The following is a 23,023-nucleotide window of genomic DNA, read 5'->3' as shown; positions in this document are numbered from 1 at the left end:
TGATAAAACTTTAATGCATAAAACATGGGGTTTTCCCCATATTTCTATCGTTGTTTTCACCAATTGTAGAATTGTTGCTTTCCCTACTGATTTTTAGTGAATTACCTGCCAAATTTAATCGCCGTTTAAGAGAATTTTGGTTCTACTAAATATCACAAAATTTTAAGGAGCAGGCTGAAAATCCAAAACAGAGTAGGCAACAATCTTAAACTAAAAAATCATGTCAAAAACTTTAAAAAAAGAAGAAAAGGTAGAGTACACAGGTCGGTATCTTGTGCTTTTGCCAGAAGGTTCTAACACATCGGATTCTATTAACCAGATTAATTCGATTAGTGGTTTAAACTTAAAAAGCTCATTAGAATTTGAAAACGAGTTTTTTACCGATAAAGACCTTGCTAAAACTGATGGTATTATCTTAGATAAACTAGGAATAGCAATTGTTAACGAGAAACCAAAGCTTGAAAATAACATCAGCAGTTTTGGCGAAAACCAAATGATTGTAGAAAAAGAAACTGTTGTTTATGCAATTGGTATGCTTGATGAAAGTACCCAAAATTATGTTGAAGGCTACAGAGATGCGATAAACCAAATTGCAAATGTTTTAGTTGGACAAGAAATTGATGAATCGAGTTACACTGAACAAGAATCTGAAGTTGAATCTGTTGGTGCTACCTGGGGTTTAAAGGCAACCAATGTTGTACCAACAAGCTTTTTAAAATACAATCCTTACAATGGTGCGGGTATCAAAGTTGCAATTTTAGATACAGGATTTGATTTTGCACACCCTGATTTTGCTGGTCGCCCGGTTGTACACCAAAGTTTTATCGCTGGTGAAGCTACACAAGATGGACACGGACATGGTACGCATTGTACAGGAACAGCTTGCGGCCCGTTAAATTCGCCATCTGCATCTGAAAGATACGGTATTGCTTATGCGGCTAGTATATACATTGGTAAAGTGCTGAGCAACGGTGGTTCTGGTGGCGATGGAGGTATTCTTGCAGGCATTAATTGGGCAATTGCGAACCGTTGTGAAGTGGTAAGCATGTCATTAAGAGGACTTGTAAACGGAACAGGTTACTCAGCTGTTTTTGAAACTGCTGCAGCAAGAGCTTTAGCGCAAGGCACTTTAATTATTGCTGCCGCTGGTAACGATTCTGCCCGACCAGGAACTGTAAGGCAAGTCATGCACCCAGCAAATTGTCCATCAATAATGGCTGTTGGCGCTGTTGATGTAAATATGAATGTAGCCAGTTTCTCAAACGGTGGCTTATACCCTACTTATGGCGCCGTTGATATTGCTGCACCAGGTGTTGGCGTTTACTCGTCTACAAAACTGCCAACTAAGTATGCAACCTGGAGTGGTACAAGCATGGCTACACCTCACGTTGCAGGAATTGCGGCGCTTTGGGCACAGGCATCGGGTTTGCGTGGTATTAACTTATGGAGAAAATTAACTTCAACTGCAAAAGCATTATCTTCGCCTGCAAGAGATGTTGGCGCAGGTTTAGTGCAAGCACCAACAAAAAACAGGTTAATAAAATTTCCAATTGACAGGATTCCGATTGATAGATTTCCACTAGAAAAAGTTCCGATTTTGGTAAATCCAAGATTCCCTATCGACCCAATTGGACCTATTGAAAAAATAATTAGATGAAATCGAAATGGTTAATATCTGTTAAGGATGGTAGCTTAGAAACAGTAACAAATCAGCTGAAAAAACTAGGTGTTAAAAGCGTAGAAACGCTTGAATCTATCGGTGTGATTATGATTGTACCAACAAACCAGAAAATAGCAGATGTAAAAAAAATTAATGGCGTATTAAGTGTTGAGGAAGAAAGGGACGTTAACATTTAGCCTAAACCATTTTTGATAAATTTTAAAGCGATGTTGTATAATCTGCAACATCGTTTTTTGTTTTAGGCTTTAGATGACCATTAATAATTGCATAGCCTGTGCCACATAAACCCGATTGCAGCGAGCATGTAGCGCAGCGAAATAAAGCGTAAAGCGGGACTGAAAAAACCGATAAGTACTGTATTTGCTTTTCTAAAAATTTTTGAACCATCTAATGATTATAAGAGCATCTAAGCCTAGCATTTTACTTTAATCTTTCAGCCTTAGTCTTTAAGCTCAAAATAATTATCTTTGCTTCCATTATGGCTCAAAAGAATAACGACGAACAATTTAAAAATGTAATATCACACGCTAAAGAATACGGTTTTGTGTTCCAAAGCAGCGAAATATATGATGGCTTAAGTGCCGTTTACGACTACGGCCAATTGGGTGCTGAGTTGAAAAACAATATTAAAACTTATTGGTGGAAAGCCATGGTGCAAATGCATGAAAATATTGTTGGGATTGATTCTGCAATTTTTATGCATCCGAAAGTTTGGAAAGCAAGTGGGCACGTTGATGGTTTTAACGACCCGATGATTGATAATAAGGATTCGAAAAAACGCTACCGTGCCGACCAATTATTAGAGAACAAAATTGATGAGTTATATTCTGAATTAGCTAATTTCTCAGCAGAGAACAAAGCTAAATTTGAAGAATTTCAGCAAAATATACTTTCTTGGAGCGATGAAAATCAGTCTGGTTGGATTTCAGGATTTAAAAACGAAAATGAAGCATTAGATAATGCTAAATATCCGTTTGTTGATGAAGCCAGCTGGAGATTTGTTAAAAAAGGTTTAGCGCTAGAGGTTGAAATGAACCTTGCATTAAAATCTGAAAATTTAGCTCAGCTGAAAGATTTAATTGTAGATTATAAAGTAATTTGCCCAATTTCTAAAACTTCCAACTGGACTGATGTTCGCCAGTTTAACCTAATGTTTAGCACACAATTTGGTGCAATGGCTGAGGGAAGTGACGAGGTTTATCTTCGTCCGGAAACGGCGCAAGGTATTTTTGTAAACTTTTTGAATGTTCAAAAATCGGGTAGGATGAAAATTCCATTCGGTATTGCGCAAATTGGTAAAGCTTTCCGCAACGAAGTAATTGCCCGCCAGTTTATTATGCGTATGCGTGAGTTTGAACAAATGGAAATGCAATTCTTTGTTCGCCCAGGAGAAGATAAAAAGTGGTTTGAATATTGGAAAGAAGCCCGCTTAAAATGGCACAAGGCTTTAGGAACTTCTCCAGAAAAATATCGTTACCACGACCACGTTAAATTAGCGCATTATGCAAACGCTGCGACTGATATCGAATTTGAATTCCCATTTGGATTTAAAGAAGTTGAAGGTATTCACAGTAGAACTGACTTCGATTTAACGCAGCACCAGGAATTTTCTGGCAAGAAAATGCAATATTTTGATAACGATTTGAATGAAGATGGTAAACCTTACGGAAATTATGTTCCTTATGTTATCGAAACTTCAATCGGTTTAGACCGTATGTTCTTGCTAACGATGATTAATGCTTTTGAAGAACAAGATTTAAGCACCGAGGATAAACAGGATAGCAGAACTTTGTTACGCTTGCACCCTGCTTTGGCCCCTTATAAAGTTGCGGTTTTCCCATTGACTAAAAAAGATGGTTTACCAGAGAAAGCTCGTGAAATTATGGATGAGTTAAAATTTGATTTCAACTGTATTTACGAAGAGAAAGATGCTATTGGCAAACGTTACCGCCGTCAGGATGCGATTGGAACACCTTTTTGCATTACTGTAGATCACCAAAGTTTAGAGGACAATACCGTTACCATCCGCCATCGCGATAGCATGGAGCAAGAACGTGTTGCGATTGCTGATTTGGGAAATATTGTAAATAAACAAGTGAGCTGGAAGAATTTATTGGCTTAAGTGTGAACGTCACACTGAATTTCGTTCAGCATCATTACACGAAATAAATATTTAAGTCGCAGGTTTATAGCCTGTGACTTTTTTGTTTTCGAACTTTCTAGTATCTTCGGTCGTCAAAAAAACGCCTCTATGCAAAAAATTAAATTCCTTGTATGTGCGCTGATTATCTTCAGTGTAACCCTTTCATCTTGTAAAAAAGAAATCGATTATCACCCTGAATGGAGTAAGTCATCAATGAGTGGAAAAGTTGATGGTGTTTTATTGGAATGTTCAATCGCAACAGCTAGTTTCTTCCCAGATGGCACAAAAACAACCGCACAAATTTTAGGAAACAAAGGTGAGTTTGGTTTCAATTTATTAATTGATGATTTTAAAGGAGTTGGTACCTATTCAATTTCAGACCGTAACATTGGCACTTACCTAACTAATGTAACCGGAACGGGTACATTTATGGGTTTTGAAAAAGGAACTGTAAAAATTACCAGCTACACCGCAGATAAAAATATAACCGGAACATTTGAATTTGAAGCCGAGAATTTTTCTAACTCAACAAAAAAGACTATTACCGAAGGCAAATTCAGCATTAATTTAGTACCGGTTAAAATTCCTGAAACAATTGTTAGTACCGCAAACATGAGTGCAAAAATTGACGGAACAAAAACCCTCTTTACTGCCCAGGCAGAGCTAATTAGTTCTGTTGGAAACCTTATGTCGATCACAGGTGTAAATGGTGAGAAAACAATTGGTATCGGCATGTTTGAATATAAGGGCGTGGGTGTTTACGAATTTAGCAAAGGTATGGGGCAAGGTCATTATGGCCAGGATAAAACACCAACAGGCTCATTTTCTGATGATGTAAACGGAAAAATCACGGTAACACTTGCTACGTCAACTACTATAAAGGGAACCTTTGAGTTTGTTGCACCAAATCAAGATTCACGCATCAATACAAAGCGAACTGTTACTGAAGGTGAGTTTGAAATGAAGTATTCTAAACTTTAGTCTTTTCCTTCTGAGATATTAAGAAAACATCAATCGATTGAAATATCGCCAAAGCTAACAAATTAGGTTTTAAATAGTAGCGGTGAGAATATTGTCGACACATTCATTAAATTAGAATCATAATCTAACCAAATGAAAAAGACATTTTTAACGCTACTTTTTTCCCTAATTTATTTTGTTACAGTTTTTGCTCAATCAAAAAACCCAAAATTTAAAGTTATTGCATTCTACACGGCAAAAAGTGATTTAGCTCATATCAGCTTTGTAAATGAAGCGAATAAGCGTTTTCCTGAAATGGCGTTGCAAAATAATTTCAGTTATGAATCTACTTCTGATTGGGATAATCTCAATGCAGAGTTCCTATCTAAATATCAGGTAGTTTTATTTTTAGATACCAGACCAGAACAACCAGCGCAACGAGAAGCTTTCCAGAAATATATGGAAAATGGCGGTGGCTGGATAGGTTTTCATTTTGCTGCATTTGCGCTCAACAAATCAGCATACGATATGAATTGGGATTGGTACCATAATACCTTTCTAGGTTCTGGTGCCTATGGCAGTAATACCTGGCGACCTACTTCGGCAATACTCAGAGTAGAAAACAAAAATCACCCTGTGGTTAAAAATTTACCTATTACCTTCAAGGCTCAACCTAATGAATGGTATCGCTGGCAAAATGACCTAAGAAAAAATCCTGACATTAACATTTTATTAGCCATTGATTCGACAAGTTTTCCGTTAGGAACTGGGCCAAAAGCACATGAAATATGGCACGAGGGCTATTATCCTGTAGCTTGGAGTAATAAGAAATACAAAATGGTTTACGTAAACATGGGACATAATGATATGGATTATGAACATAAATATGACAACACAAATAAAACGCTCTCTTTTACTTTTGATAATGAAACCCAAAACCAAATGATTTTAAACAGTTTGATTTGGTTAGGCACAGGTAAAAAATTTAAGTAAGCGATTAGATTTATATGGTTACATATTATATTTGACTTACATTAAGCGGAATTGAATATGAAAATCCCTCAAAAATTCTTTGCACGTCAACACGAAATTGCTGCTGATTATTTAATAGAATTAGATAAACATCTCGATGATATTGTTTCAGGCAGAGCTACAGAAATGTTTGAAGTTAGGAATTTTGCCGAAATATTACACGTTCATCCGACTCACTTTAGCAATACCATAAAATCGGCGACTGGTCATTCGCCTTGCTTCTTTTTCGAAGAACGATTAATGGAAATTTCTAAATCGATGTTGCAAAATGTTAGTACACCAATTTCTGAAATTGCAAGGATTTTAACCTATGACCCATCAAACTTTACTAAGTTCTTCAAACACTTTTCTGGGCAAACCCCAAAACAATACCGCGAAGCATATTTTCAGTCTTTGTCCGTAAAAAAGGAAATTATCACCATATAAAACTTAAATGCTCACCATTTTTCCTTAACGTATCACCATTTTTGCAGCCATTTTCAATTTAACTTTGTTTATCAAATTAAAAAGAAAATGGAAAAACAAAATAAAATTGTACTTGTAACCGGCGGAAGTCGTGGTTTAGGTAAAAATGCAGCGATTCATTTAGCTAAAAAAGGTTTAAATGTTATCCTAACTTATCAATCAAAAAAAGAAGATGCAGATGAGACTGTAGAGGAAATTCAAAAAATTGGTGTTAATGCAGCCGCTTTACAGCTAAACGTTGCTGATACTAAAAGTTTTGACGGTTTTATCAACGAAGTTAAAGCTGTTTTAAAATCTCAATTCGAAGCTAATAAAGTTGATTATTTAGTAAATAATGCAGGTATTGGCATTCATGCATCGTTCGAAGAAACTACTGAAGAACAATTCGACACCTTGTTAAACATTCAATTTAAAGGTGTGTTCTTTTTAACTCAAAAAGTGCTTGCAATTATGAATGATGGCGGTGGTATTGTAAATGTTTCTACTGGTTTGGCTCGTTTTGCATTGCCGGGTTACGCAGCTTATGCATCTATGAAGGGCGCAATGGAAACCTTAACTAAATATCAGGCTAAAGAGTTGGGCGCAAGGGGCATAAATGTAAATATTGTTGCACCAGGAGCTATCGAAACTGATTTTGGCGGAGGTGTTGTTCGTGATAATGAACAAATGAATAAAGGAATTGCATCTCAAACTGCACTGGGAAGAGTTGGCTTACCAGATGATATTGGTCCGGTTGTGGCATTTCTTTGTACCGAAGAATCTAAATGGATTAATGCACAACGCATCGAAGCATCGGGCGGTATGTTTTTGTAATGAATTAATTTTAGAAAACCTCATTTTTAAATTATAAAATGAGGTTTTTTATTAAAATGCATACTGTTTTCGCTCAACAGAAAATAAATAAAAGTTCATGGCGTTATTGATTAAAACCAATCATGTTACGTCTGTTTATATTCTCCCTGTTAACATTTATTACTGCAAACGTAGCAATTGCACAACGCTGGACAGATGCCGAATTTAGAAGGGCAAATACCGGAGCAAATGCCGAATATTTAACCAGCGAAGAAAAAAACACGCTTCTATATATGAACCTGATTCGTATAGATGGAGAAAAATTTTACTACACTTTTTTAGAAGATTACATTAATAATTACAACGAAAAAGTTAAAAAGTACCGCAATTACAACGAACTTAAAATTTCCCGAAACAATTCTTACTATACTTCGTTACTTAAACAGGTAAAGGCAGTTAAAAATCTGCCAATGTTTTATCCTAACGAAAAATTAAGTTCAATTAGCAGAAGTCACGCTGTAGATTTAAACCGGAATAATATTGATACACACGAAAGCAGCAATGGCGAATCTTTTGCCAGCAGAGTATCAAAACATTTCCCAAAAAAAGCAATAAGCGAGAATATAGATTTTGGTTTTTCAAACAGTTTGGATATCGTTTGCCATTTATTATTAGATTGTGGCGTACCCTCACTGGGGCACAGATTAAACCTCCTCGACCAAAAGTATAAGCTTAATACCGTTGGCATAAGCATTCAACCGCATCCATCTTACAGCTGGTGCGCTGTTATCGATTTTGTAGCCGAACCGCCAACTTATACAAATGGCAAATAAAAACTTAATCAAAGTTTACGTCTCTACACTTCATAAAAATTGTAAACAAACAATTAATTATTATATATTTTGAAAGTCTTGGTTTCTAAAACTAAGACTTTCTTATTTTGAAATTATAATAAGAATTTAAAAAAATTACCTTTGCAATCTCAAATACAACAAATGCGTAAATTCATTTTAGCCTTTATCGATTTTTTTTATCCGCCATTTAAAGGCTTTATTTCTCAGCATAATTTTAGGTATTTGGCAACTGGAGGCAGCACTTGGCTTTTAGGAATTGTGGTTTATTGGTTGGCATTTCACTATTTTTTTTTAACAGAAGATGTAAACTTTGCACTTTTTACCCTAAAGAGGGAAACCGCAGCGCTTGTTGTAGATTTTATGGTGGTTATTCCCTACAGTTTTTTATTAAACCGATACGTAATATTTACCCATAGCGAAGTTAAGGCGCACATTCAGCTACTTAGGTTTTTAAATTTGAATTTTGTAAACATTCTCCTAACCTATGTAATGCAAAAATTCTTTATCGAAATATTGGGCATTTATCCAACAATTTCGAAAGTTGCTGTCTCGGTTTTAATTGCAGGTTTTAGCTATTTGTATCAGCATTACTTTACATTTAGCGTAAAAAAAATTGGCGAGAAGAAAAAAAACAAGAAGCATTAAATTTATTAGTAAAGCAAATTTTGAGCTTTTAGGTAAGCGCAATCCCGCCCCCGTTTCAAGTCCGCGGCTCGTACCTCGCCTTGCGGGCTTTCTCACTTCGGTCGGGTTTAAGTGGCGCAAATAATGCTACTATTTCCGTTTTTATTTTCAAGTCTAGTAAACCTTTCGAATTCTCCCGAGCACTGAGTAAATATACTTTGTAAGTTTATTTGGCTACTGCACAAACGTTCACATTAAACGGGATGGTAGCGGTATCCTTTTGAGCTTTTTTGCGAAAAAGATTTAGCGAACAGCCCGGCTGCAATGCCCAAGAACTACGGGCATGCATTTCCTAAAACAAAAACTCCTAAACAAGCATTATTACTTCAAGGTGTTAAATTTAGCCTTAAACTTACTTGATAACATAAAATCAACATCATAACTTAGCAACCGACCAACTTATTTTCTTAATACCTATGAGCCATTTTAACGATTTTAATAATGCGCAGGTAGCAAAATTGCCCAATCATTTAAAGCAGTTTATTGTTGCCCAGAATTACGAAAAATATACACCTATCGACCAAGCTGTGTGGCGTTATGTAATGCGCCAGAATTATAGTTACCTTAAAAATGTTGCGTATTACCCCTACATAAAAGGCTTGCAAAGAGCTGGTTTAAGTATAGAGTACATCCCCGATTTGCAAACCATGAACGATAATTTGGGCAAAATTGGTTGGGGTGCTGTTACAGTTGATGGCTTTATTCCACCAGCAGCATTTATGGAATATCAGGCTTACCGGGTGTTGGTTATCGCTGCCGATATTCGCCAGATTAACCACATCGAATATACACCTGCGCCAGATATTATACACGAAAGTGCCGGACATGCACCAATTATCGCCGACACCGATTATAATAATTACTTAAGTTATTTTGGCTCAATTGGCGCAAAAGCCATGTTTTCGGCAAAAGATTTTGAGCTTTACGAAGCCATTAGAAAACTTTCGATTTTAAAAGAAGCTTCGGATGCGGATGATGCGCAAATTGCCAAAGCAGAAAAAGAATTGCGTTTTATTAACGAAAACATGGGCGAACCTTCAGAAATGGCTTTGCTTGGACGCTTACATTGGTGGACGGTTGAGTACGGCTTAATCGGAACTTTAGAAAACCCGAAAATTTATGGGGCGGGTTTGCTTTCATCAATCGGCGAAAGTGCTTCGTGCATGCAAAGTAATGTGAAAAAGTTGTTGTACAATATCGATACAATAAATTATCAATATGATATTACAAAAACACAACCACAGCTTTTTGTTACGCCAACTTTCCAAAACCTGATTGATGTGTTAGAAAGCTTTGCCGATACAATGGCATTTAGACGAGGTGGCACGGAAAGTATTATGAAAGCCATCGCTTGCAAAAATATTGCAACGGCTGTTTACAGTTCTGGCTTGCAGGTTAGCGGTGTTTTTACTGATGTTGGTGTAGATGCAACTGATGAGTTAACTTTCATAAAAACGACAGGCGCAAGTGCTTTATCGGTAAATGGTAAGCAGTTAGAAAACCATGGTAAAAATTATCATGCTGATGGTTTTTCATCGCCAGTTGGTAAGCTCAAAAACAGTTTAAAACCATTAGAAGATTATACAGAAGCGGACTTAGAATCAGCAGGAATACGATTAAACCAGCAAGTTATTTTAGTTTTTGAAAGTGGCATTAAACTAACAGGAACTGTAAAAAACATATTAACTACTGATAGTAAAATCATATTAATAACTTTCGATAATTGCACGGTGACAGAGGAAAAAGGTAACATTTTGTTTAAACCAGAATGGGGCAATTACGATATGGCGGTTGGCGAAAAAATTGTCTCGGTTTTTAATGGTGCAGCGGATAAAGATGCATACGAAGAAATTACTTTGATTAGTCAGGAGAAAACGCACATAGTTTATTACGATGATAAAACCGTTAAACTCCACGAACTGTACAAACAAGTTAGAGCAATCAGGGCATCAAATACCGACTTAGAAAAGCTAGGTTCAATTTTTGAAGAATTAAAAACGCAGCACAGACAAGACTGGCTTTGTAGTTTAGAAATTCTGGAATTGGTTTTTCATAAAAAGATTTATCATCAACTCGAAAAAGAAATTATCATTTACCTTGAAATTAAAGCTGGTAAAGAACCAGAACTTACTAAATTAATTCACGATGGTTTGCATGTTATTAAAAATCCAGTTTCGCAGCTTATTGGCGAATAGTTAACTTTGCATTTTACGATAAAGAAATAAGATGAACATTATAATTACAGGTGCAAGCAGTGGTATTGGTTTTGAAACCGCATTAGAACTTAGTTTACAAAACAACAATAAAATTGTAGCAATTGCCCGTACAGCTGATAAACTGCGTAAACTTTTAGAAATTGCAAGAAGCATTAATCCCGATTGTATTTTGTTTCCTGTTGAATTCGATATTGTGAACGATGATTACGCGGCATTAATTCCTTTTTTGAAGGAGCGTTTAGGCACGATTGATATTTTAATAAACAATGCAGGTGCTTTAATAAACAAACCGTTTCTAGAAACTACTGAAGAAGATTTAGGCGAAATGCTTCAAAGCAATGTAATTGCTCATTTCAGGATGATACAAAATACAATTCCTTTAATGCAGGCTGGAACACATATTGTAAATATTGGCAGTATGGGTGGTTTTCAAGGCAGCGTTAAATTTCCGGGTTTATCAGCCTATTCTGCAAGTAAAGCAGCCTTACATACTTTAACCGAATGCTTAGCTTTTGAGCTTGCCGAAAAAGGAATAAAAGTGAATTGTCTTGCCTTAGGTTCGGCACAAACAGAAATGTTAGAAGCAGCTTTTCCAGGTTATGAAAGCCCGGTTATGGCATTTGAAATGGGTAAGTATGTAGCTGATTTTGCAAAAACCGGACATAAATTTTTTAATGGAAAGATATTGCCCGTTGCAGTAACTACTCCTTAATTGCATAAATATTGAAAATTATTTGTTATTTAGAGTATTGATAATCAATAATTTAAATTATGGAAACAAATAATCCCTTTCAAACAAATCCAGTATCAACAGATAATGGTAAAACGGCTTCAATTGTAAGCTATTTTTGGTTTATTGGCTGGTTAATTGCCTATTTTGCCATGTATAAAGATAACAAAACCGAATTGGCCCGTTATCAATTAAGGCAAACACTATTATTTCATATTGCTACAACCGTTATCAGTTGGGGTTTGGGTATCCTTTTTGGTCTTTTAATATTTACCACAGGAGGTTTTTCAATCTATTATGTGTTAAGAGCCATCCAAATTGGATTTTTAATCTTGTGGATTATTGGTTTAATTGGCGCAATTAACGGAGAAAAAAAACCAATTCCATTTATTGGCGAAAGAGCGCAGGCAATGTTCCCAAGCATATAATTTACTCATAACTACACTCTAAATCAGTCAGATTCTGAGTGTAGTTTTTACACTCATTTTCAACATTTTAATCGGCCTAAAATATTTTTTATATATTTGCGACCAACATATGAAGAAAATATTAGTAGTAATTTCGTTTTTCATTTTGTCTGCAACTGCAGTAAAAGCCCAAACCCAATTGCCAGTCCAATACCAGGAACTGGTTAAAAAGTTAAGCGAAAATCTCCCAAAAAACCTTGAGGAAGCTCAAAAAAGCCCCAACTCTACAAACTCTACAAGTCTTATTGATTTTGCAAAAAGCATGTTAGGTATCCCCTATCGGTATGCAACCAGCAATCCAAAAGTTGGCTTTGATTGCTCCGGATTTGTAAGTTATGTTTTTAGCAATTTTGGATTTAAAGTACCGCGTTCATCCAGAGAATTTAGCACAACAGGTAAAACCACAACACTTAGCAATGCTAAAGTTGGCGATGTCCTTTTATTTACTGGAAGTAACTCGAGAGTGAGAAGAATTGGCCATGTAGGTATTATTTATTCTATTGATGATGATGGCATTAAATTTATTCATTCATCATCCGGTAAATCACGAGGCGTAACCATTACCGATTTGGATGGACATTACCGTACCCGGTTTATGAAAGTTGTAAGTATTTTATAGTCCCCTACTTCTTAATATATTTCCACATTCTAGGTTTGCCATCTGCAATCCACTCCAATGCGGTTTCTAATCTTCGCTGTTTAGTTGCTTCGGTTTTTGCTTCTTCCAACCAAGCTACGTATTCCTTTTTATTTGAATGACTAAAGTTTTGGAACACCGCTAAAGCTTTTGGCTCTTCTTGCAGCGCATCGATAAAATATTGCGGCACTACTAACTCTATTTGAGCTGCTTTTGGTTTTGCAGGCAATTTTATTCCATCTTCATTTAGTTGCACCGCTTGCTGAATATAAGCCATCAAAACATCATCTTCAGGCAAATCATTAAACGATTTAATTTTACCTAAGAAACCCATTGCTTCATTTCGTTCTTTAAAAATACCGAACTCGTCTGCCATCAAAGAGCCCTTCCAGAAACCAAATACACAATGATTTTTAAAAGCTGCCATGTGGCAAACCGTACCCTTATATTCAAAAAATGGCATACTCCACTTCATCCTTTCTTCTACACGGTTATCCGCTCTATGCACCAAATCTCGCAAATGCTCCAATATTGGAATGGCAAATGTGGCAGCATTGGCAATATAGTGGTCTACAGCAACTATGGTTTTCATGATGGGTTATTTTACAGTAAAACAATTTTTAGCGCAAGCGCTACATCGCCCTTATTTAAAAAAGTTTGAGCCAATTCATGTAATTCTCTTTCTCTATTCTTTGCGTCACCAATCGTAGCATCTAAAACTTCTTTAACTTCTGCCAGTTGACTCACCAAATCGATTTCATCATCAGTTGGCAAATGTTCTACATTGCCCAACATGCCCAAATCATTTCCGGTTAAAACTTTTGATAAACGAACCGATTGTGGCAAAGCATCAACACCAATGCCTAATTTTGCTAATGGTTTGGCTACTTTAAATAAATTATCTGCTGTAACTCTACAATACCAATCGCCACCTAAACGGGCAACCAAATCAATTTTCTCCTGGTCAATTTTTCCCGTGGCATCTAAAATATTTTCGCTAATATGAATTAGTTTTATTTCTGCCAAAATTAAATTGCCTGCACCATGGTTTTCGCCCAACGGAATTACCTGATTAATAATACATTCAAATTGAACTGGCGCTTCTGCGACTCTAGGAGGTTTAACTAAATCAGATTGGAGCATTGTAAAACCAGCTTTCTCAAACTCGTTAATGCCTTTCGCATATTCCGTGCTCGCCAAACTCATTTGTTGCACCATATCGTAATTAACAATATTGATAACGCATTCTTTTACTTGCAAAACATTTTCGAGCGTATGTTTAGTTGTATTGTCTCGTACTCTCCTGGCCGGCGAAAAAATACAAATCGGCGGTTTCGTGCTAAACATATTAAAAAAGCTAAACGGGCTTAAATTAATATTGCCATCAATATCAATTGTGGATGCAAAACAAATTGGTCGGGGTGCAATTGCATATTGCAAATAATCTTGAAGCTGTACAGCAGATAAATCTTCAGTTTTAAGGGTTAGCACGATTATTTTTTTTAAATTATTATTTTGAAAATCAATGACAGATGCTACTTTTAAAGTTAGCCCCGCCATTTGCTACAATCTTTTTCAACTTCTGAAATGCTGAGCTAAGAGGTATCCATTTCATAGGTTACAGATGCTTCGTTCCTCAGCATGACAGGACAATTGAAAGTTTTTACATTGAAAAAGTATTATCGCTGTTGTCGGGTTTATAATATTAAGGTTAACCTAAGTAGCCTAAACCTGACAGCAGCGAGCACGAAATGTAATGAAGTAAAGCGAATGGCAGGGCTTTCAAAACCGATGAAAACCGAAGCCTGCTTTTCAAATTATTTTATTTCTTCAAAGCCAGTATTGAAAAATCAGTATTTGCTTTTGTAATGGTATTCGTTAAAGCGCCTAAACCGGTAATTTCCATTTCAACTACGTCGCCTGGCTGCAACCATTGGGTTTTATAATTTGGATCGTTTAGCAAACCTGTACCGTTTAATTCAAGAAAACAGCCTGTACCAACAGTTCCAGAGCCAATCACATCGCCAGGAAGAATATCCACACCATAAGCGCAGCGCTCTATAATTTCGGCGAAAGTCCAATCCATATCAGCAGCATTACCTTTAGAAACTTCAATTCCGTTAACTCGGCAGGTCATTTTTAAGTTGTAAGCATTACCTACATGACCATCTTTTGCAGCCACTTTGTATTGCTCTAATTCATCTGGCGTAACCAACCAAGGGCCAATAACGGTAGAAAAATCTTTGCCTTTCGCTGGCCCCAAATTCAACAGCATTTCTTCCATTTGCAAAGTTCGGGCGCTCATATCGTTCATCACCATGTAACCCGCAATGTATTCATCAGCTTCTGAAGCCTTAATGTTTCTGCCTTTTTTGCCAATTACGATAGCCAGTTCCAATTCAAAATCAAGCTTATCGAAATGGTCAGGCATACACTCAATTTCTCCGGTTCCTTGAATGGCATTATGGTTTGTAAAATAAAAAATCGGGTATTCATCAAACTGCGGAATCATATCAACCTTGCGGTTTCTGCGAGCCGCCGCAACGTGTTGTCTAAATGCATAACCATCTCTGCAACTTGTAGGGTGCGGAACTGGCGCTAAAATTTCGTAGAAAATTTCTTCTTTGGCATTTATTGTACCGTTTTTAATTTCAGCATCTACTTTTTTAGCTCTTTCCATTAATACTTCGCCACCTTCCAAAAAATCCTTCATATTATCTGGAATCAGCTTATCGCAACTATTAAGATTATAAATATGCCCGTTATTGAAAATGCCAAGATGCTCTTGGTCTTCGGTTTTGTAGGATACGAATTTCATATACGATTTGGTTAAAATACGTGGTAAAGCTAATAATTAGCCGTATAATAAAACTATAAATTATTTTTTATTGAAGTTGTAAAATTTTATCTTCAAAATAAAATCTGTAATTTAGCTGAATCAAAACCATGATTTTAAAAGCATTACATATCAATTTAGTAAACGATGCCATCGCTGCTCGTCGCTATAAAATGCTATCTAAATTAATCATGGCTCAATATTCTTTGTAATTTCTTTTACAATTCTTTTTGATTAAAACGCATTCCCGTTTTAATTGTTTATTTCTTGAGATTTTTTTCTAACCATAACATAATCAATATGCCTATTTATCATAAATTAGGGCAAATTCCTGCAAAACGTCATACGGTTTTTCGTAAACCTGATGGAAATTTATATGCTGAAGAATTGGTATCAACCGAAGGTTTTTCAAGCCTTTACTCGTTGGTTTACCACTGCCACCCGCCTACAATTGTAAAACATTTAGGCGAACCTTACGATGTTGAGCCAAAAATTGCCCGCGAAAAACATTTAAAACACACCAGCTTAATTGGCTTTAAAATTAAACCTGAAGATGATTTTTTAAAGAGCCGAAAGGCCGTTTTAGTGAACAGCGACTTGCATATTGTTTTGGCTGCACCGAGAAAATCGATGACGGATTATTTCTATAAAAACAGTCAGGCTGATGAAATGATTTTCGTACACGAAGGTTCGGGCAAGTTAAAAACCGGCTTCGGCGAAATTAAGTTCGCTTATGGTGATTATTTAATCATCCCGAGAGGTACAATTTATCAAATGGAGTTTGATAAAGAAGAAAATCGTTTGTTTATAGTGGAGAGTTTTAGTCCGCTGAGAGCACCAAAGCGTTATTTAAACCAATACGGACAGCTAATGGAACATGCGCCGTATTGTGAGCGAGATTTACGATTGCCAGAAAATTTGCAAACACACGATGAATATGGCGATTTTAAAGTTTTAATAAAAAAGCAAGGATTAATTTACCCTTACAGTTACGGAACACATCCTTTTGATTACGTTGGTTGGGATGGCTACCATTATCCTTATGCATTTTCGATACACGATTTTGAGCCGATAACCGGACGCTTGCATCAACCACCTCCCGTTCATCAAACTTTTGAAGGGCATAATTTTGTGGTTTGTTCATTCGTTCCTCGAAAATACGATTACCATCCCGATTCTATTCCAGCGCCTTATAACCACAGCAATGTTGATAGCGATGAAGTCCTTTATTATGTTGACGGCGATTTTATGAGCCGTAAAAGTGTAGTTAAAGGACAAATAACGTTACATCCGGGTGGAATTCCGCATGGTCCACATCCCGGAACGGTAGAGAAATCAATAGGAAAAGAAAAAACAGATGAACTGGCCGTAATGATTGACCCTTTTAAACCTTTAATGTTAACGCAAGAAGCATTAGATATTGAAGATGAAAACTACTATAAAAGCTGGAAAGAGCAAGATTAGTAGGATTAACAAGATTTTAGGATTTGCATGATTGGGGAGCATAGCATTTCAACTTAACAACATTCAAACAAATTCAACTTTACAACAAAAATGGAAACACTAACATTCGCAGAAAAAATATCCAAGGCACAAGATTTTCTGCCAATTAATGGAACTGATTATATAGAATTTTATGTGGGTAATGCTAAGCAAGCGGCTCACTACTACAAAACCGCTTTTGGTTTTCAAAGTTTAGCTTACTCCGGGCCAGAAACTGGTGTACGTGATAGAGCATCTTATGTTTTGCAGCAGGGCAAAATCAGACTGATATTAACAACCGCTTTAAAATCAGATCATCAAATATCTGAACATGTAAAAAAACATGGTGACGGTGTTAAAGTTTTGGCACTTTGGGTGGATGATGCATATAGTGCTTTTGAGGAAACGACAAAACGTGGTGCAAAACCTTATTTAGAGCCGCAAACACTAACAGATGAAAATGGTGAAGTGAAAATGAGTGGTATTTATACTTATGGTGAAACAGTTCATATGTTTATCGAAAGAAAAAATTATAACGGTATTTTTATGCCTGGTTATCGTGCCTGGGAAAGTGATTATAAACCTGCTGATGCGGGATTATTGTACATTGACCATTGCGTTGGAAATGTGGGATGGAATAGAATGAACGAGGCTGTACAATGGTATGAAGATGTTATGGGTTTCGTAAATATTCTTTCTTTTGATGATAAACAAATCAACACCGAATATTCTGCATTGATGAGTAAGGTGATGAGTAATGGCAACGGTTTCTCAAAATTCCCCATTAATGAGCCTGCCGAGGGTAAAAAGAAATCGCAAATTGAAGAATACCTTGAATATTATGAAGGTGAAGGCGTACAACATATTGCTGTTGCAACGAAAGATATTGTGACTACAGTTAAAGAATTAAAATCCAGAGGCGTTGAGTTTTTAAGTGCGCCACCAGAAGCTTATTACGATATGATGCCAGAAAGAGTTGGCAAAATTGATGAGGAAATTAAAATTCTTGAAGATTTAGGCATTTTAGTTGATTGCGATGAAGAAGGTTATTTATTGCAGATTTTTACCAAACCAGTTGAAGACAGACCAACTTTATTTTTTGAAATTATACAACGCAAAGGCGCACAAAGTTTTGGCGCAGGCAATTTTAAAGCACTTTTCGAATCATTAGAGAGAGAGCAAGAATTGAGAGGGAATTTGTAGATAAGAAAAAGGATGAAAGAACAAGGATAAAAGAACAAAAAATGCTTAATTGTAGTAAAGTGTTGAGCAATATATCCTTACTCTTTGTTCCTTAATCTTTAATCCTAAATATTTCTTCACTAAAACTTCATAATTGAAATGCACCTTTGAAATAACAAAACATGAAGCGATTTCTATTTTGTTAAATTCTAAAAACATAATTAGTTTTTTAGTTTTCCGGTTACCCTTATCTGATACCTGATGTATTGCAAAATACATCAGGTTTTTTTATTCCGCACTTTCTTTCAGCATTGCTAATAAATCTTCGGCGCCACCATCAAATTTACTTCCATTTACATAAAATGATGGCGTACCATTTACACCGCTCCTTATGCCACTTTCAAAATCTGATTCGACCTTTTCAGTTAAATCGCCAGAGCTGTAATCTTTTTTAAACTGGTCGATATCTAAGCCTATCTTTTCAGCAATTTCATTAAAAAGATTTTCTCCGAGTTGATTTTGATTTTGGTAAAGACCATCATGCATTTCCCAAAATTTGCCTTGCAATGCAGCCGCTTCTGCAGCAACAGCCGCCGGAAAAGCATATTCATGTGCTTCCTGAAGTGGAAAATGTCTGAAAATAAATTTTATCTGCTCCCCAAAAATTTTCTGAATCTTTTTAATAATTGGAAAAGCATGGCCACAATGCGGACATTGATAGTCGCCAAATTCAACAATTTCTATCGACGCAGATTTTCCGCCTTCAAAATGATCTTTTTCTGAAACCGCAGGTTTTAATGTGCTCATATTATTTTTTGTTAAGTTCTTCTAAAGCATCTAAAATACCATCAGCGCCGGGATTAACCGCAGTTGGCGACAAATAACTCCAGGCAATTTTGCCTTTTTTATCAATTACAAATAAAGCTCTTTTGCTTTCGCCCACTTCCTCATCGTAAACGCCATAAGCCTTAGATACTTTTCCTTTTGGTTCGAAGTCAGCTAGTAATGGAAAATGTAGTTTGCGGTCTTGCTCAAAAGCTAAATGACACCAAACGCTGTCAACGGAGATACCAAAAATCTGAGCATCCTGTTTTGTAAAATATTTCAGCATTTCATTGTAAAGCGCCATTTGGTCACTGCAAACCGGACTCCAATCTGCCGGGTAAAAAGCCAGAATTACATTTTTCCCCTTAAAATCTTTGAGTTTTATTTTTTGATCGGGTGTAGCATTTAATTCGAAATCGGGTGCTTTGGTTCCTTTTTCTAACATAAGATTATGGTTTTGAAATTGTTGTTTTAGTTATACTTCAAAAACCATCAGATTGTTTGTTGAAAAATTTCAGCCTTTTGTAAATTCTAACCTAATTTCTGCCTTTTGATTAAATACGCTTGTAGAATCGGGTAAAATCCTTCGTTAATATCCGCATCAATCAAATCAATTTTATACTGCGCACACTTTAAATTAATTTGCTGACGATAACTTGCCACCGCATTTGTATAATTATCCTTAACCTGGTTCGCGTGAACTTTTATTGTTTCTCCAGTTTCCATATCTATAAACTGATACGGCCGATTTTCGAATTCAAAATCAACTTCTTTCGATTTATCAACAACATTAAAAACTACAATTTCGTGCTTGTTGAATTTTAAATGCTGTAAAGCGTCGAAAAATTCCTCCGTTTTTTCGGGACTGGTTTGGGTGTTGAATAAATCGCTAAAAATTACCACTAATGAACGTTTGTGTATCAAATCGGCAACTTGATGTAAAGCCTCGCTTAAATTAGTCTGTGCATTTACCTTTGGATTCTGTAGCAATTCATCAAGCTTTGTAAATAAATACTTTTGATGAACAGTTGTAGATTTTGCAGGCGTATTCAGCACAATTTCATCGGCAAAAAGACTTAAACCGAAAGCGTCTCTTTGCTTTTTCAACAAATACATTAATGAGGCACTTGCCTGTATGGAGAAACTTAATTTATTACTTTTTGGAGCAGGAAAATACATTGATGAAGAAACATCAATTACAAATTGACATCGAAGATTGGTTTCTTCTTCAAACCTTTTACTATAAAGCTTATCTGTTTTTGCAAATAATTTCCAGTCGATATTTTTTACGTTATCGCCGGTATTATATTGCCTGTGCTCTGCAAATTCTACAGAAAACCCATGAAAAGGACTTTTATGCAATCCGGTTATAAATCCTTCTACAACTTGTTTTGCCAATAATTCAAGGTTTCCATAGCCCGATTCGTTTTCATAGTTGACTTCCTGCATATCGTAAAGCTAAAAAATATCTTTTCATTCTTTATTCTTAAAATGCTTTTTTACTTTAGACTTCCAAATTAAAAGCTCAGAAAAAATGAAACCATTTCTTAAGAAACAGTCTAAACATTATAAATATAAAAAGCTACTTTATGCCATATTTTTACTCCTTTTAAGCAGCTTATCAATTACTTCAGCGCAAACATCATCAAAGACAAAATATTCTACCAAAGCAGTTGATTTACAAAAAAGGGCAATTAAATATCAGTTTAATATAAAAGACAACGAAACACAAACGTACAGTAGAATGTTGAAGATGTTAGATAGTGCAACTAGTATTGAACCTAGTTATGCTTTGGCATATCGAACTAAAGTTATCCCATTAATCAAACTTAAAAAATACAATGAGGCTTTAGTTGTACTTCGCAAGGCAAGAAGCATCGATCCTACAAATTTAAAGGATCTTATCAGACAAGGTATTATTTTAGAATCTTTTCTTAACAAACCGAATGAAGCTAAGCGTATCTATTTTGAAGCATACAAACAAGCGTTGAAATATAAAAAAGGTAAAAATAATCAAAACCCGTATTATGATCAGGTTGTTGCATTTAACTTAATGTTTTACAGAGGCAAGGAAGAGGCTTTAAGATATTTATCAAACAGCTTTAAAACTTATACTGATCAAAAGTCTAAAGAACAAATGAAAAAGCTTGAAAATTTGCTTCGTTCAACACCATTCGATGCTGAAAGTAAGATAAGTTTACTCAATGGAAATAATTAGAAAAAAAAATCCCGAAACTTAAATTTCGGGATTTCTGATTTTATTTCTTCGCTATTTTATATAGCTTTCCGTTATCGGTAACGCTGTACATTGCGCCATCTTTACCTTCAACCATATCTCTAAAACGTTCGCCTTTTCCTTCCAGCAAGCGTTCTTCGCCAACAATTTTATTGTCTTTAATCACTAATCTGATAATGTGAGAACCGCTTAAAGCACCTACAAATAAATTCCCCTTCCACTCAGGAATAGCACTACCGTTATAGAATGCGATACAACCTGGCGAAATACTTGGATTCCAATAATAAACTGGTTGCTCCATTCCTTCTTTCTGTTGAATACCGTCGCCTACTTTCTTACCGCTGTATTCTGTACCGTAAGTAATGATTGGCCAGCCGTAATTTTTACCCGGCTTAATCAGGTTTACTTCATCACCTCCTCTTGGTCCAAATTCTGCTTCCCATAAATCGCCGGTCAGCGGATTAATCGCCAATCCATCCGGATTGCGTAAACCATAAGCGTAAATTTCTGGTCTTGCATCGGCTTTGCCAGCAAACGGACCGTTTGGAACAGCCTTTCCATCCTTAGTTAAATGTAAAATTTTACCTAAAGAAGAATTTAAATACTGAGCCTGGATTCTGATATCGCCACCAGAACGCTCGCCCGTGCTCACAAATAAGTTACCGTTTTTATCAAAAACAATCCTCGAACCATACTGAAGTTTGCCTCCGTAAGCAGGGGTTACACGATAAATTATGGTTTGATTTTCGATAGCTGTTTCATTTGCAGATAATTTTCCTTTTGCAATTGCCAAAAGAACGCCTTTAGTTTGCGGTTCGGAATATGCCCAATAAATCATTCTGTTTTTAGCAAAATCTGGATCTAAGGTTACATCTAATAAACCACCCTGACCAGAATCGTCTACTTTTGGTAAGCCTTCTATAGTTTTGCTTAATTTCCCATCAGCAGTAAGAATGACCATATTCCCACCTTTCTGAGTAATTAAAAAACCACCCTTTGGAAGTTCAGAAATTGCCCAAGGGCGTTCAAGTTTATCATTGATAATGGATACATCTAATGCTGTACTGGTTTTAACGCCTGCTATTCTGGTTTGCCCTTCAAAAGCTGGCTTAAAATCTGCCGTTGGTTTTTCTGTTTCGACAGGATTTTGTGCCGAGGCAATTCCGGAAATGCCTAAATTTAATAGGCAGCATGAAATTACAAATGTTGATGTTTTGATGTTGGATAGTTTCATTAGTTATGATTTTGTCAAGATAAAAGAACAAAAAATATCTGTAATAAAAAACCCGAACTCTGTAACGAATTCGGGTCATATATTTTAATAAAGCGTTGTGCTTTACTCAATTAAGCAATTTGCTTGTTTAATTTTTCAGCTAATACTGATTTTGGTACCGCACCAACTTGTTTATCAACAACCTGACCATCTTTAAAGTATAATAAAGCCGGGATGTTACGGATACCGAATTGCATAGAAATTTGAGGGTTGTTATCTACGTTAACTTTACCAACGATAGCTTTGCCATCATATTCTTTAGCGATTTCTTCTACTACCGGACCAACCATGCGACAAGGGCCACACCATTCTGCCCAAAAATCTACTAATACTGGTTTATCTGATTTTAATACAAGCTCCTCGAAGTTTGCATCTGTGATTTCTAATGCCATAATCTAATTTTTTATATTCAAATATATATATTCAATTCTAATGCCACCAATAGTGTAATGCCAATTTGACAATATTGTGGTTTGTTTTACGCTTCCGTCATTGCGAGGCACGAAGCAATCTATTTACTCAAGGGAT

24 protein-coding genes are annotated in these 23,023 nt (G+C 36.0%); 16 read left to right on the top strand and 8 right to left on the bottom strand.

All coding sequences use genetic code 11. The annotated features are described in order from the left end of the window. Positions 1 to 220: 220 nt before the first annotated feature. From R2Q16_RS08385 to R2Q16_RS08325, 13 genes are all read left to right on the top strand, one after another. Positions 221 to 1,657, top strand: a complete 1,437-nt coding sequence (locus tag R2Q16_RS08385; RefSeq protein ID WP_316736419.1) for a S8 family peptidase — start codon at positions 221 to 223, stop codon at positions 1,655 to 1,657. Next, complete coding sequence (locus R2Q16_RS08380; protein WP_316736418.1) at positions 1,654 to 1,857, top strand: hypothetical protein; 204 nt, start codon at positions 1,654 to 1,656, stop codon at positions 1,855 to 1,857. Before R2Q16_RS08385 ends, R2Q16_RS08380 begins: the two co-directional genes overlap by 4 nt. A 302-nt stretch (positions 1,858 to 2,159) precedes the next feature. Continuing rightward, positions 2,160 to 3,803: a glycine--tRNA ligase gene (locus R2Q16_RS08375; RefSeq protein ID WP_316736417.1), complete on the top strand. Its 1,644-nt coding sequence runs from the start codon at positions 2,160 to 2,162 to the stop codon at positions 3,801 to 3,803. A 129-nt stretch (positions 3,804 to 3,932) separates the two neighbouring features. After that, positions 3,933 to 4,805, top strand: a complete 873-nt coding sequence (locus R2Q16_RS08370; protein WP_316736415.1) for a DUF6252 family protein — start codon at positions 3,933 to 3,935, stop codon at positions 4,803 to 4,805. A gap of 132 nt (positions 4,806 to 4,937) precedes the next feature. Beyond that, positions 4,938 to 5,777, top strand: a complete 840-nt coding sequence (locus R2Q16_RS08365) for a ThuA domain-containing protein (protein WP_316736414.1) — start codon at positions 4,938 to 4,940, stop codon at positions 5,775 to 5,777. Between the two features lie 57 nt (positions 5,778 to 5,834). Continuing rightward, positions 5,835 to 6,242: an AraC family transcriptional regulator gene (locus tag R2Q16_RS08360; protein WP_316736413.1), complete on the top strand. Its 408-nt coding sequence runs from the start codon at positions 5,835 to 5,837 to the stop codon at positions 6,240 to 6,242. Between the two features lie 87 nt (positions 6,243 to 6,329). Continuing rightward, a complete protein-coding gene (locus R2Q16_RS08355; RefSeq protein WP_316736412.1) occupies positions 6,330 to 7,094 on the top strand; it encodes an SDR family NAD(P)-dependent oxidoreductase in 765 nt (254 codons plus the stop codon). A 122-nt stretch (positions 7,095 to 7,216) separates the two neighbouring features. Next, entirely contained in the window at positions 7,217 to 7,906 is a 690-nt protein-coding gene (locus R2Q16_RS08350) for a CAP domain-containing protein (protein ID WP_316736411.1), read from the top strand. 162 nt (positions 7,907 to 8,068) lie between these two features. After that, the gene (locus R2Q16_RS08345; RefSeq protein ID WP_316736410.1) at positions 8,069 to 8,572 is read left to right on the top strand and encodes a GtrA family protein; all 504 of its coding nucleotides are present in this window, start codon (positions 8,069 to 8,071) and stop codon (positions 8,570 to 8,572) included. A gap of 455 nt (positions 8,573 to 9,027) precedes the next feature. Further along, positions 9,028 to 10,806 carry an aromatic amino acid hydroxylase gene (locus R2Q16_RS08340; RefSeq protein ID WP_316736408.1) on the top strand — a complete coding sequence of 593 codons (1,779 nt, stop codon included), beginning with the start codon at positions 9,028 to 9,030 and terminating at the stop codon, positions 10,804 to 10,806. Positions 10,807 to 10,837: 31 nt separating this feature from the next. Then, positions 10,838 to 11,539, top strand: coding sequence for an SDR family oxidoreductase (locus R2Q16_RS08335; protein WP_316736407.1), 702 nt, complete (start codon positions 10,838 to 10,840; stop codon positions 11,537 to 11,539). Between the two features lie 59 nt (positions 11,540 to 11,598). Then, positions 11,599 to 11,985, top strand: a complete 387-nt coding sequence (locus tag R2Q16_RS08330; protein WP_316736406.1) for a DUF4870 domain-containing protein — start codon at positions 11,599 to 11,601, stop codon at positions 11,983 to 11,985. A gap of 109 nt (positions 11,986 to 12,094) precedes the next feature. After that, positions 12,095 to 12,643, top strand: a complete 549-nt coding sequence (locus R2Q16_RS08325; RefSeq protein ID WP_316736405.1) for a C40 family peptidase — start codon at positions 12,095 to 12,097, stop codon at positions 12,641 to 12,643. Between the two features lie 4 nt (positions 12,644 to 12,647). Here R2Q16_RS08325 and R2Q16_RS08320 read toward each other — a convergent pair whose 3' ends face one another. The 3 genes from R2Q16_RS08320 to R2Q16_RS08310 all read right to left on the bottom strand — a co-directional run bounded on the left by R2Q16_RS08320 (position 12,648) and on the right by R2Q16_RS08310 (position 15,479). Further along, positions 12,648 to 13,253, bottom strand: a complete 606-nt coding sequence (locus R2Q16_RS08320) for a YdeI/OmpD-associated family protein (protein ID WP_316736404.1) — start codon at positions 13,251 to 13,253, stop codon at positions 12,648 to 12,650. A gap of 11 nt (positions 13,254 to 13,264) precedes the next feature. After that, a complete protein-coding gene (locus R2Q16_RS08315) occupies positions 13,265 to 14,152 on the bottom strand; it encodes a flavin reductase family protein (RefSeq protein ID WP_316736403.1) in 888 nt (295 codons plus the stop codon). Positions 14,153 to 14,483: 331 nt separating this feature from the next. Next, on the bottom strand, positions 14,484 to 15,479 hold the full coding sequence (locus tag R2Q16_RS08310) for a fumarylacetoacetate hydrolase family protein (protein WP_316736401.1): 996 nt from the start codon (positions 15,477 to 15,479) through the stop codon (positions 14,484 to 14,486). A 318-nt stretch (positions 15,480 to 15,797) separates the two neighbouring features. Between R2Q16_RS08310 and R2Q16_RS08305 the strand changes: the two genes are divergently transcribed. Together R2Q16_RS08305 and hppD are read left to right on the top strand one after the other, a co-directional pair. Further along, positions 15,798 to 16,961 carry a homogentisate 1,2-dioxygenase gene (locus R2Q16_RS08305; protein WP_316736400.1) on the top strand — a complete coding sequence of 388 codons (1,164 nt, stop codon included), beginning with the start codon at positions 15,798 to 15,800 and terminating at the stop codon, positions 16,959 to 16,961. A 90-nt stretch (positions 16,962 to 17,051) separates the two neighbouring features. Beyond that, positions 17,052 to 18,182 carry a 4-hydroxyphenylpyruvate dioxygenase gene (gene hppD, locus R2Q16_RS08300; protein WP_316736399.1) on the top strand — a complete coding sequence of 377 codons (1,131 nt, stop codon included), beginning with the start codon at positions 17,052 to 17,054 and terminating at the stop codon, positions 18,180 to 18,182. Positions 18,183 to 18,449: 267 nt separating this feature from the next. Here hppD and R2Q16_RS08295 read toward each other — a convergent pair whose 3' ends face one another. From R2Q16_RS08295 to R2Q16_RS08285, 3 genes are all read right to left on the bottom strand, one after another. Next, positions 18,450 to 18,968 carry a DsbA family protein gene (locus R2Q16_RS08295; RefSeq protein WP_316736398.1) on the bottom strand — a complete coding sequence of 173 codons (519 nt, stop codon included), beginning with the start codon at positions 18,966 to 18,968 and terminating at the stop codon, positions 18,450 to 18,452. 1 nt (position 18,969) lies between these two features. Then, complete coding sequence (locus R2Q16_RS08290; RefSeq protein ID WP_316736397.1) at positions 18,970 to 19,431, bottom strand: redoxin domain-containing protein; 462 nt, start codon at positions 19,429 to 19,431, stop codon at positions 18,970 to 18,972. Positions 19,432 to 19,517: 86 nt separating this feature from the next. Further along, complete coding sequence (locus tag R2Q16_RS08285) at positions 19,518 to 20,435, bottom strand: DUF58 domain-containing protein (protein WP_316736396.1); 918 nt, start codon at positions 20,433 to 20,435, stop codon at positions 19,518 to 19,520. Positions 20,436 to 20,520: 85 nt separating this feature from the next. On the opposite strand from R2Q16_RS08285, the gene R2Q16_RS08280 reads away from it, so the two are divergent. Further along, the gene (locus R2Q16_RS08280; protein ID WP_316736395.1) at positions 20,521 to 21,204 is read left to right on the top strand and encodes a hypothetical protein; all 684 of its coding nucleotides are present in this window, start codon (positions 20,521 to 20,523) and stop codon (positions 21,202 to 21,204) included. A gap of 40 nt (positions 21,205 to 21,244) precedes the next feature. On the opposite strand, the gene R2Q16_RS08275 is transcribed toward R2Q16_RS08280, so the two are convergent. Together R2Q16_RS08275 and trxA are read right to left on the bottom strand one after the other, a co-directional pair. Further along, entirely contained in the window at positions 21,245 to 22,456 is a 1,212-nt protein-coding gene (locus tag R2Q16_RS08275) for a PQQ-dependent sugar dehydrogenase (RefSeq protein WP_316736394.1), read from the bottom strand. Between the two features lie 110 nt (positions 22,457 to 22,566). After that, positions 22,567 to 22,887 (bottom strand): thioredoxin, encoded by a 321-nt coding sequence (trxA, locus tag R2Q16_RS08270; RefSeq protein ID WP_290240218.1) that lies wholly within the window; start codon positions 22,885 to 22,887, stop codon positions 22,567 to 22,569. Positions 22,888 to 23,023 lie beyond the last annotated feature (136 nt).

Origin of the sequence: Pedobacter aquatilis (genome assembly GCF_032678425.1) — a bacterium.
GTDB lineage: Bacteria > Bacteroidota > Bacteroidia > Sphingobacteriales > Sphingobacteriaceae > Pedobacter > Pedobacter aquatilis_B.
The sequence above is the reverse complement of the archived record's forward strand: the minus strand, read 5'-3'. Positions and strand labels throughout refer to the sequence as shown.